This is a genomic window from Flavobacterium sp. YO64, assembly GCF_004119505.1.
GTDB classification, from domain to species: Bacteria; Bacteroidota; Bacteroidia; order Flavobacteriales; family Flavobacteriaceae; genus Flavobacterium; species Flavobacterium oncorhynchi.
On record NZ_NRQV01000007.1, the window covers coordinates 195178 to 203801 of the forward strand.

The 8624-nt window shown below is 32.3% G+C and carries 13 protein-coding genes; 5 read left to right on the forward strand and 8 right to left on the reverse strand.

What is annotated here, in order from left to right:
* Positions 1-31: 31 nt before the first annotated feature.
* Together BOW57_RS07230 and BOW57_RS07235 are read right to left on the reverse strand one after the other, a co-directional pair.
* Entirely contained in the window at positions 32-295 is a 264-nt protein-coding gene (locus BOW57_RS07230; RefSeq protein ID WP_129053568.1) for a DUF2024 family protein, read from the reverse strand.
* Positions 296-388: 93 nt separating this feature from the next.
* Positions 389-616, reverse strand: coding sequence for a thioredoxin family protein (locus tag BOW57_RS07235; protein ID WP_089054721.1), 228 nt, complete (start codon positions 614-616; stop codon positions 389-391).
* 161 nt (positions 617-777) lie between these two features.
* Here BOW57_RS07235 and BOW57_RS07240 point away from each other — a divergent pair, with 161 nt between their 5' ends.
* Positions 778-1509 carry a YggS family pyridoxal phosphate-dependent enzyme gene (locus BOW57_RS07240; protein WP_129053569.1) on the forward strand — a complete coding sequence of 244 codons (732 nt, stop codon included), beginning with the start codon at positions 778-780 and terminating at the stop codon, positions 1507-1509.
* Between the two features lie 31 nt (positions 1510-1540).
* Entirely contained in the window at positions 1541-2275 is a 735-nt protein-coding gene (locus BOW57_RS07245) for an AAA family ATPase (RefSeq protein ID WP_129053570.1), read from the forward strand.
* A 49-nt stretch (positions 2276-2324) separates the two neighbouring features.
* On the opposite strand, the gene BOW57_RS07250 is transcribed toward BOW57_RS07245, so the two are convergent.
* The 4 genes from BOW57_RS07250 to BOW57_RS07265 form a co-directional block, all read right to left on the reverse strand.
* Positions 2325-2936, reverse strand: a complete 612-nt coding sequence (locus BOW57_RS07250) for a thioredoxin family protein (RefSeq protein WP_089054724.1) — start codon at positions 2934-2936, stop codon at positions 2325-2327.
* Between the two features lie 11 nt (positions 2937-2947).
* A complete protein-coding gene (locus BOW57_RS07255; RefSeq protein ID WP_129053571.1) occupies positions 2948-3424 on the reverse strand; it encodes a TlpA disulfide reductase family protein in 477 nt (158 codons plus the stop codon).
* 210 nt (positions 3425-3634) lie between these two features.
* Positions 3635-4033: a hypothetical protein gene (locus BOW57_RS07260; RefSeq protein ID WP_089054726.1), complete on the reverse strand. Its 399-nt coding sequence runs from the start codon at positions 4031-4033 to the stop codon at positions 3635-3637.
* Positions 4034-4068: 35 nt separating this feature from the next.
* Complete coding sequence (locus tag BOW57_RS07265) at positions 4069-4386, reverse strand: helix-turn-helix domain-containing protein (RefSeq protein ID WP_129053572.1); 318 nt, start codon at positions 4384-4386, stop codon at positions 4069-4071.
* Positions 4387-4551: 165 nt separating this feature from the next.
* Here BOW57_RS07265 and BOW57_RS07270 point away from each other — a divergent pair, with 165 nt between their 5' ends.
* From BOW57_RS07270 to BOW57_RS07280, 3 genes are all read left to right on the forward strand, one after another.
* Positions 4552-5469 (forward strand): DsbA family protein, encoded by a 918-nt coding sequence (locus BOW57_RS07270; protein ID WP_129053573.1) that lies wholly within the window; start codon positions 4552-4554, stop codon positions 5467-5469.
* Between the two features lie 299 nt (positions 5470-5768).
* Entirely contained in the window at positions 5769-6152 is a 384-nt protein-coding gene (locus BOW57_RS07275; protein ID WP_129053574.1) for a hypothetical protein, read from the forward strand.
* Between the two features lie 270 nt (positions 6153-6422).
* On the forward strand, positions 6423-6704 hold the full coding sequence (locus BOW57_RS07280) for a PrgI family protein (protein WP_129024895.1): 282 nt from the start codon (positions 6423-6425) through the stop codon (positions 6702-6704).
* Positions 6705-6853: 149 nt separating this feature from the next.
* Here BOW57_RS07280 and BOW57_RS07285 read toward each other — a convergent pair whose 3' ends face one another.
* Both BOW57_RS07285 and BOW57_RS07290 read right to left on the reverse strand, forming a co-directional pair.
* The gene (locus tag BOW57_RS07285) at positions 6854-7228 is read right to left on the reverse strand and encodes an STAS/SEC14 domain-containing protein (RefSeq protein ID WP_129053575.1); all 375 of its coding nucleotides are present in this window, start codon (positions 7226-7228) and stop codon (positions 6854-6856) included.
* Positions 7229-7393: 165 nt separating this feature from the next.
* Entirely contained in the window at positions 7394-8419 is a 1026-nt protein-coding gene (locus BOW57_RS07290; protein ID WP_129053576.1) for an NAD(P)-dependent alcohol dehydrogenase, read from the reverse strand.
* Positions 8420-8624 lie beyond the last annotated feature (205 nt).

Below are 8624 nucleotides of genomic sequence, written 5' to 3' on the forward strand. Positions count from 1 at the left end.
TTTCAGTCTATATTAGATTAAGAAATGTTAGTTAATTACAATTTTCCATTTCGATAATCGAAAAGCCATTTTTACGAATTTTGTTTTCAATTTCTAAAGGCGCTTTATCGATATGACAAAATCTGCATTCTTTTGAAGTTAAAGGCTGACCCTCTTGAGAAACACTTTTAAGATACGTTTTTCCATATTCAAAAACCTGTTCTGTATCGCTTGTATTTTCATCAACCAAAATATCAAAATGCATAACCTCTCCGTCTTTTCGGGTAACATAAGTGTCCCATACTGCTACTTTCATATTGTTTTTTGTTTGTGGTTTTTAATTTATGGTTTGTGAAAACTTAACTTTGTCAAAGTTTCAAACTTTGACAAAGCTTGAAACTACTTGTGTTTATCCAATTACATCTGCAATTGAAGCTCCAAAATTAATATGAAGCACATTTCCGTTTGGAGTTACTAAGGCAGGTACAGATTGTACTCCTGCTTTTTGAGCTTCTGAAATTCTCGCTCTGTCTTCTCCAATATTTACTACTTCAACATCTTTAACTAAACTTAAAATGTCGTGTTCGGCACTTACACAAACTGGACAGCCGGCGTGATAAAAAATTGATTTGCTCATTTGTATTTGTTTTTAATTTGACTTTATTGCCATGACAAAATTAGAAAGGATATACAGTCCTTAAATAATCCAGTTTTCTCATTTATAGAAGAAACTGGACTATTTGAAATACTCAAAACTGGATCTTTTTTACGTTTCTCAATGCCTTTACCTTTGCAGCTATGAAAGAAGATATAATTTACAATTTGAGGCAGGTTCATCAACGTATTGAGGATGCCTGCAGACTTTCTGACCGAAAATTATCTGATGTTCAATTACTATTGGCGACTAAAACAGTCCCTGCAGAGAGAATACGAATTGCAATAGAAGCAGGAGAAACGCTTATTGGCGAAAACAAAATGCAGGAACTTCGTGATAAAGATTCTGGTTTGAAAGATTTAAATATAGAGCGTCATTTTATTGGACATCTTCAAACCAACAAAGTCAAAGATGTTTTAAAATACGCATCCTGTATTCAATCTTTAGACCGATTGTCTTTAGCCGAAGAATTAGACAAACAATTACTAAAAGAAGACAGAAGCATCAATGTTTTTATTCAAGTAAACACCTCGTTTGAAGAAAGTAAATTTGGACTTGCACCAACTGAAGTTATCTCTTTTATTAAAGAAATAAAAAAGTATAAAACTTTAAACATAAAAGGTTTAATGACAATTGGTTTATTAGACGTTGAGAAAGAAAAAATGCGTCCGTCGCTGCAATTACTTCGAGAAATAAGGGATCAAATTTATGATGCTCAAATTGAAGGCGTAACCAATTTAAAACTTTCAATGGGAATGTCGCAGGATTTAGAACTGGCTATTGCCGAAGGTTCAAATATGGTAAGAGTGGGAACTTCAATTTTTGGAAATCGTTTTTTAGGAAAAGAAATCTGGAATGAAAATATTGCAGAATAAAGCATAATTTTGCATCAAATAAAACACACAAATGAATCTGTACGAACTTGTTGTAAACGATACTGAAAAAATTGCACTTGATGATTTGCTTTTCAGTGAAGAAAACAAAACGACATTGCTTAACACAATCAAAGAGCATAAGTATATTGACGAATTAAAAAAATACAATCTCAACGTCGACAATAAAATACTGCTACACGGTCATTCTGGCTGTGGTAAAACTACAACTGCAAAAGCCGTAGCAACAGCTTTAAATAAAAGCATTGTTATTATCAACCTCAGCACTTTAATTAATGCTAAAATTGGAGAAACTTCAAAAAATGTAAAGGCTCTTTTTGACAAAGCAATTCGCGAAAAAGCAGTTTTATTTCTAGACGAATTTGATCAAATTGGCAGAAGCCGAGAAAGTGACGATAAAGATGTTGCCGAAATGAGACGTTTGGTAAATACGATCATTCAATTAATTGATTATTTCCCAACAGATAGTTTGTTGATATGCGCTACAAATTTTTACAATAGTATTGATTCGGCATTGCTCCGCAGGTTTCAAATTAAACTAAAATTTGAAATGCCGAGTAAAAATGAACTGAATGCGTATTATGATAAAACACTTGATGTTTTTCCTGCCCATTTACAGGATATTTCACGTAAATATGATATTTCCTATGCCGAAGCAAAAGATTACGTTCATACAGCGATGAAAAGACAAATTATTGCTGAATTGGAGCTTGAAGAACAAAAGAAACGTATTGAAACTATTTCATAAAAAAACGCCTCAAAATTTTGAGGCGTTTTCAATTATAGAACAAATATTATTAAGCTTTAGCTTTTCTTTTCACAGTACAGCCAATTTCTTTAGTTTGTGTTACAGCAGGTTTTTGATTGCTTTTTAAAGCTGCAATTACATCTTCAGCATATTTTACTTTATCTGCTTTTGTGCCTTCTGGATCATTATCGATTGCACCAACATATTCTACTACATTTCCTTTTGCTGTTTTAGAAACGATAAAAATGTGAGGCGTACGTTTTGCACCATACTCATCGGTAATTTTTTGTCCTGGATCTAACAAGTATGGAAAAGGATATTTTTTCTCTTTTGCCAAATCCTGCATCTTATCAAAAGTATCTGCTTTAGAAGCTTCTGGATCGTTAGGGTTAATTGCAATTACAGGATATCCCTGTGGTTTGAACTTTTTATCTAAATCAATTATTCTTTGTTCGTAACCTACTGCATAAGGACACGTATTACAAGTAAAAACTACTATATAACCTTTTGCTTTTGGGAAACTTGCAAAAGAAACCTCTTTATTATCTACATTTTTCAGTTTAAAATCTGGAGCAGTATCACCAGCTTTAAGTGTTGCGGTTTGCGCCTGAGCTAGAAAGGCAGAGAACGCCAGCGTTAATAAAAGAATTATTTTTTTCATGGTTTTCGGATTTACAGTTTTTTATATTCAGTTAATAATTGTTCGTAAGTAAATTCACTTTCGACAAACTTTCGCTTGTCATTTTTTATAAAAAGCGTTGCTGGAATACTTCCTGACCAGCTTGGATCGATACGGTCAATAAATTCCTGTGGACTTCCTTCATTCAATAGAAATACTTCGTTTTTAAGATTTTTTCTTTTCACAAACGGAATCACATTCGAATTCAGCTTTGATTTAAAATCCAAACTTACTAGTAATACCGCCAATTTATCTGATTTATGTTCTGCACTCAATTTTTCAAAATGCGGTAACTCTTTTATACAAGGCACACACCAAGTTGCCCAAAAATTAACAACATAAGTACTGTCTTTTCCCTTTTCAATTCTTTCGTTAAGCTGATCTATAGTAAGCAGTTTTACATTTTGACTATACGATGAAACTGAAAAAATGGCAAATAGAAACAGATAAAAAACAGACTTAATTTTCATGAGCTACAATACTTTAGGATTTTTTTTTGCCTCACAAATATAAACTAATGAAGTTTTAGTTTTTGTTAATGAAAGTTTAATACTAGAAAAAACGTTTAGTTTAATTAGACTGCTTAGTAAAAAAAAATGCTCCAGAGAAGCATAATATTTATAGCGATTATATACCCTCTGATTTCAAGCTACAGAGGAGCGAAACATTTTTTTTTAATATTACCTTCCAGTTGTTACATTTAAATTGTTAACAAACAAGAGCGTTTCTCCATTATCCAATTTAGTAAGAGATAGAATTCCGTTTTTATTCTCATTTATTCCATTTATTCTAAAACAGAATTCATTACCATCTCTGTCCATGAAAGTTAAAAATTCAGCAGTATCGTTTGAATTGTTTTGACAACGGTGAGAAATAGTATAACCATACATTACTTTAAAAACATCCTTATCATAATTATAGATTTTCCTGTCTTGAGTAAAAATCCATTTTGTATTTCGATTCCTGTCGGCATACCAAGTTCCAATAATTTTCTGTGAAGATGGCTCCTCTGTTTGATTACTCCCAAAACTTAAAGGAAATTGCAACAGCATGAATAAAATTAAAACTAGTCTTTTCATATCTATTTAAGTTTTCTTTATACTTCAAAAAAAATCTATTTCTCTAAAAACAATTCTAATTGTTTAAAAACAGGAATCAACGATTTTCCCTTCTCAGATAACGTATATTCAATGTGAAGCGGTTTTAGCTTGATAACCTTTTTATTTAAAAGTTCGAAATCTTCCAGCTCACGAAGAGCAACAGCGATCGATTGTTTATTTGATCCTTTTAAATCTCTTAAAAGTGTATTGAAACGCAGCGGACCCTCTACTGCTAGTAGAAAAATCTCTGGTTTCCACTTACCTGATAATAACTTCAAAAGTGCTTGTGCCGGACATTCGTTATCTTTTTCTGCTTTACTTTCTGTAGTCATCTTTTTTAGACTAATTGATTTGTGATTAAATATGGTCGAGCTTTGTTATGTAAAAATATAAATTAAAACCTAAAGCAAGAATTATAAACAGTAATTATGAAAATACTTTCGCTGTTATTAATCCTGATTTGCAGTGCGAGCTGTCAATCGCAAACTAATTCTAGAATGAACGATAATAAAACAAATCCGTTACTGTGTGATCCTGAAAGCGGTATGTGTGAAATGCCAATTGGCAAAGCATCAAATGAAACAGCGGATATTAAATCCGAAAATAAACCTGTAAAAATTATTTATTATACTGACCCTATTTGTTCTTCATGCTGGGGAATTGAACCGCAATTGAGAAAACTAAAACTGGAATATTCCAAATATTTTGAAATAGAGTACAAAATGGGCGGTTTACTGCCTGATTGGAGTTACAACAGCGGCGGAATCAGTAAACCTTCAGATGTTGCTCACCATTGGGATGAAGCAAGTCAGCATTACCAAATGCCTATTGACGGCGATGTTTGGCTTGAAGATCCATTGAACTCTTCTTATCCTTCTTGCATTGCTATGAAAGCGGCGCAAATTCAGAGTAAAGAAAAAGCAGTCATTTTTATGCGAATCCTTCGTGAGAAATTATATCTCGAAAAAAAGAATATTGCTAAATGGGAAAATATTGCTGAAGCGGCCAAAATTGCAAATCTTGATATTGCAAGACTAAAAAGTGATTCTGAGGGAGATGCTAAAAAACTTTTTCAAGAGGATTTAAATTTAGCAAGAACACTTGGCGTAAGGGGTTTTCCAACCTTATTTTTTGCTGATGAGAATAACAATCAACTAACGGTTTATGGTTCTAAACCATATGCTCACTATGAAAATGCTTTGCTGGCGTTATATCCTGAAGCAAAAAAGAAGATATTTAAAAATGAAAATCCATTATCTCTCTTCGAGATTTATCCAACATTGGCTCCAAAAGAATATGCCGTGATTTTAGATATTTCATTTAATCAGGCGGAAGAAATACTTGATGAATTATTTAAGGATGGAAAATTGGGGAAAATATCTATAAAAAATCATTCACTTTATTTTAGAAGTTAGTTTTTTGGACCGAAGCCATAAAGATCGATTTCTTTATGGCTTTTTTTAATGTTTGTACTTAACAGCAGACTGCAATTTCTTTTGATTTCAGAAGTAAACCTAACTACCTGAAAATTATGCAGCTATAATCTACTTTTCTGTAAAAGTTTTTTCAATTTTAAAAGTACCTTTGTAAATATGCTAAAAATTAATGAGAATTAAACTCCTCTAAATCAAATATAAAAGAGATGTTTTTCTCTATTTTTCAGAATATATAAAAAACTTTGGAAGCTAAGAAATAATGAAAAAATAGAAAAGTTATGAAAAAGCTAAACAACCAAGATTATGGTCTTAGAGACCCTGATTTTATGGATCAGGAAAATTTTGATTATACTGTAAATTTTTCACCTGACGAAGATCCATATCAATATCAAGAAGAGTTTATCGATGACGGGCGAAATCAAACTACTGATTTTAGTGGAAATGAATCGATAAGAATGGAAAACATTCCTAATGAAGAACGAGTTATAAACGAAGATAATTCGATCACTAATGATAGTGAAAAAGCAAATCAAGAGAAGGATAACAGCACTAATGAACTAATCTTTGAAAACGATCTAGAGAAAGAAAGGGATTTAGATGAAGATGAGGATTTAAGTGATTTTGATGCCGAGCATTATCCTGAAAATCATCCTAGAGCGTAATATCAACTAGACTTTATAACAGAACATTTTTAGCACATAACAATCCTAGCTTTAGGATACAATTAACGTTTTTATCGTTTACTATTATAAACTTTTGTTAAACGATCCCTGATGATTGATTTTGGCTAGATTTTCGCCGATCTTTATAATCTTACGATTTCTTTCTGGTTTAACAATCCGTAAAAAAAATCAACAGTTAAAAGTAGAATAAACGTAACATTTTTATTACATTAGACAAAATTAGGTATCATTAAATAAATTATCATAATTATGGAAAAACTAAATTTTATAGACCCATTATTACACGGAATTAAACCTGAAAAAAAAGATTACAAGGACTACAGACCATCAGTTAAACATTTAGTATTTGCGGGATTAGGTTCTCTTTTAGCTGGAGCCGTACTTAAAAAAGCCGGACAAAATAAAACAGCTGCAGTTGTAGGAAGTCTTGCTGTACCTTTGCTTGCTGCGGCATGCTATAAAAAGATAACAGAGACATCTAAAGAGAAAAGAGAAAAAACCGACAGCAGCGGTATCGAATATAATTATTAAGCAGTGTTTTTAAGCTTCAGTTTAAAAACTTGAAATCTAAAATAAAAAACACCTGTAAATTCACCATTTTGCTTGATTACAATTTGTGAATTTACAGGTGTTTTTTTTAGTTTAAAAATAAAATTGATTAAAAAATTGAAATCACCTTTTTAGGCAATATTAATATTTCCTTCTACCCAGTTTAATGCTTTATTAAAAGATTCTTTTCTAAAACCGTGAAATTCTCCCGGAACTACATAACCGAATCCGTTTGCAAGCGAAATTATTTCTTCAGAATCTGATACGATCGCTGCTCTATTCCATTTTCCAAGATTCTTTAGACCAAGCAGCGCTTCTTGAAGCCACTCGCCTGCTGTAAACTTTTCTACTTCAGTATCTAAAACCAGTAAAAAATTAATTTCATTAGTCTGCTTTACCAAATGCTCAACGGCAGGAACTACAACAATCAAAAAATCTTCTTTTGTCATTTCTGCCAATGCTCTAAAAGCAACTAAATTATCAGTTGTGTCAATTTGATGTATCATGATATTACACTTTTTGAGTTATTATTTTTTTGAGTCTGCCAAGTCTTATTCCTCTAAAATATTAATTCGAATTTTACCATTAGAATAGTAAAAGGCAACTCAAATTTACTATTAGATTTTTATTTTTTATTACACACATTCAGTCCTTTTTTTATAAGATTACAATTAGGGAATTAATACTGCTCTCCCTTTTATTTGTCCATGTCGTAGCTTATCATAAACTTCGACTGCCTGATCTAAATTATATTTTTCAACTTCAATATGAATCTTCTTTTGAAGCGCAAGTCCAATTACTTCCATTAATTCAGTTCTAGACCCCCAGTAAGGGTTTGTTAAGCTTACACCGAATGGCAGACCGTTCATATTGTATTCATAATTTCCGCCGCCAAGACCAACGATCGTTAAGTCTCCGTCTAAACCAACAACTTTTGTTCCTAAGTCAATTGTAGAAGTAGCACCAACAAAATCGATTACGACTTTGGCTTTTTTAATTCCTGTAATCTTCTTTATTTGTTCGGCTGCATCTTTATCTGTAGAATTAATGGCATAAGCAGCTCCTAATTTTTTAGCAAATTCGAGTCTTTCTGGAGTTATATCGCAGGCAATAATAGTTGAGCCGCACATTTCTGATAAAATTTGAAGAGCCACATGACCCAATCCGCCAACTCCAATTACAACTACATATTCATCCGGCATCAATTTATGCAATGATCTCTTTATAGCCGAGTACGGCGTTAAAGCAGCATCTGTTAAAGGAGCAGCAATAACTGGATCTAAATCATGAATTGGTACAAGCAAGCGCGATGAAGGCACAAGCATATAATCGGCCATTCCGCCATTTAATCCAAGACCGCCTCCAAAAGCCATTTCAGACTGGTGGTCGCAATAATTTTCATTAGAATGCTGACATGGTTTACAATGTCCGCATCCCCAAGGACCGTAGACCAAAACTGCGTCTCCTTTTTTAAATCCTTTTACATCCTCTCCTATTTCTTCTATCCAGCCTGCGTTTTCATGTCCCAATGTAAAAGTAACACCAGATACAATGCCATCATCAATTATATGCAAGTCTGAATGACATACTCCAGCACCTCCAATCTTTAATAATACCTCATCGCCTTTTGGAGATGGTTTTTCTAAATCATTTACAATTCTAACATCTTTATGTCCAAAAAAACGCACTGCTTTCATAAGATTTTTTTATAAGTTAGTTTAGTAAATTTAATCAAATAAAATTCAACTCTCACATTTTCAAGGCTATTTATACATTTCTTAACGCTATCTAAACTAAGAATCAAGAGTCTAGATAAGTGTATAAAACACAAAAACCTATTTCATTAAAGAAATAGGTTTTGTCAAAAAAATAAAAAATAAACTAACACAACATTTTAATTGT

What these genes read in the sequence shown, in the direction of transcription:
- BOW57_RS07265 (WP_129053572.1), bottom strand. Translation starts at nt 4,386, where the DNA reads ATGACTACAGAAAGTAAAGCAGAAAAAGATAACGAATGTCCGGCACAA.
- BOW57_RS07280 (WP_129024895.1), top strand. Translation starts at nt 6,423, where the DNA reads ATGGAAAAACTAAATTTTATAGACCCATTATTACACGGAATTAAACCT.
- BOW57_RS07260 (WP_089054726.1), bottom strand. Translation starts at nt 4,033, where the DNA reads ATGAAAAGACTAGTTTTAATTTTATTCATGCTGTTGCAATTTCCTTTA.
- BOW57_RS07230 (WP_129053568.1), bottom strand. Translation starts at nt 295, where the DNA reads ATGAAAGTAGCAGTATGGGACACTTATGTTACCCGAAAAGACGGAGAG.
- BOW57_RS07290 (WP_129053576.1), bottom strand. Translation starts at nt 8,419, where the DNA reads ATGAAAGCAGTGCGTTTTTTTGGACATAAAGATGTTAGAATTGTAAAT.
- BOW57_RS07240 (WP_129053569.1), top strand. Translation starts at nt 778, where the DNA reads ATGAAAGAAGATATAATTTACAATTTGAGGCAGGTTCATCAACGTATT.
- BOW57_RS07235 (WP_089054721.1), bottom strand. Translation starts at nt 616, where the DNA reads ATGAGCAAATCAATTTTTTATCACGCCGGCTGTCCAGTTTGTGTAAGT.
- BOW57_RS07285 (WP_129053575.1), bottom strand. Translation starts at nt 7,228, where the DNA reads ATGATACATCAAATTGACACAACTGATAATTTAGTTGCTTTTAGAGCA.
- BOW57_RS07245 (WP_129053570.1), top strand. Translation starts at nt 1,541, where the DNA reads ATGAATCTGTACGAACTTGTTGTAAACGATACTGAAAAAATTGCACTT.
- BOW57_RS07275 (WP_129053574.1), top strand. Translation starts at nt 5,769, where the DNA reads ATGAAAAAGCTAAACAACCAAGATTATGGTCTTAGAGACCCTGATTTT.
- BOW57_RS07255 (WP_129053571.1), bottom strand. Translation starts at nt 3,424, where the DNA reads ATGAAAATTAAGTCTGTTTTTTATCTGTTTCTATTTGCCATTTTTTCA.
- BOW57_RS07250 (WP_089054724.1), bottom strand. Translation starts at nt 2,936, where the DNA reads ATGAAAAAAATAATTCTTTTATTAACGCTGGCGTTCTCTGCCTTTCTA.
- BOW57_RS07270 (WP_129053573.1), top strand. Translation starts at nt 4,552, where the DNA reads ATGAACGATAATAAAACAAATCCGTTACTGTGTGATCCTGAAAGCGGT.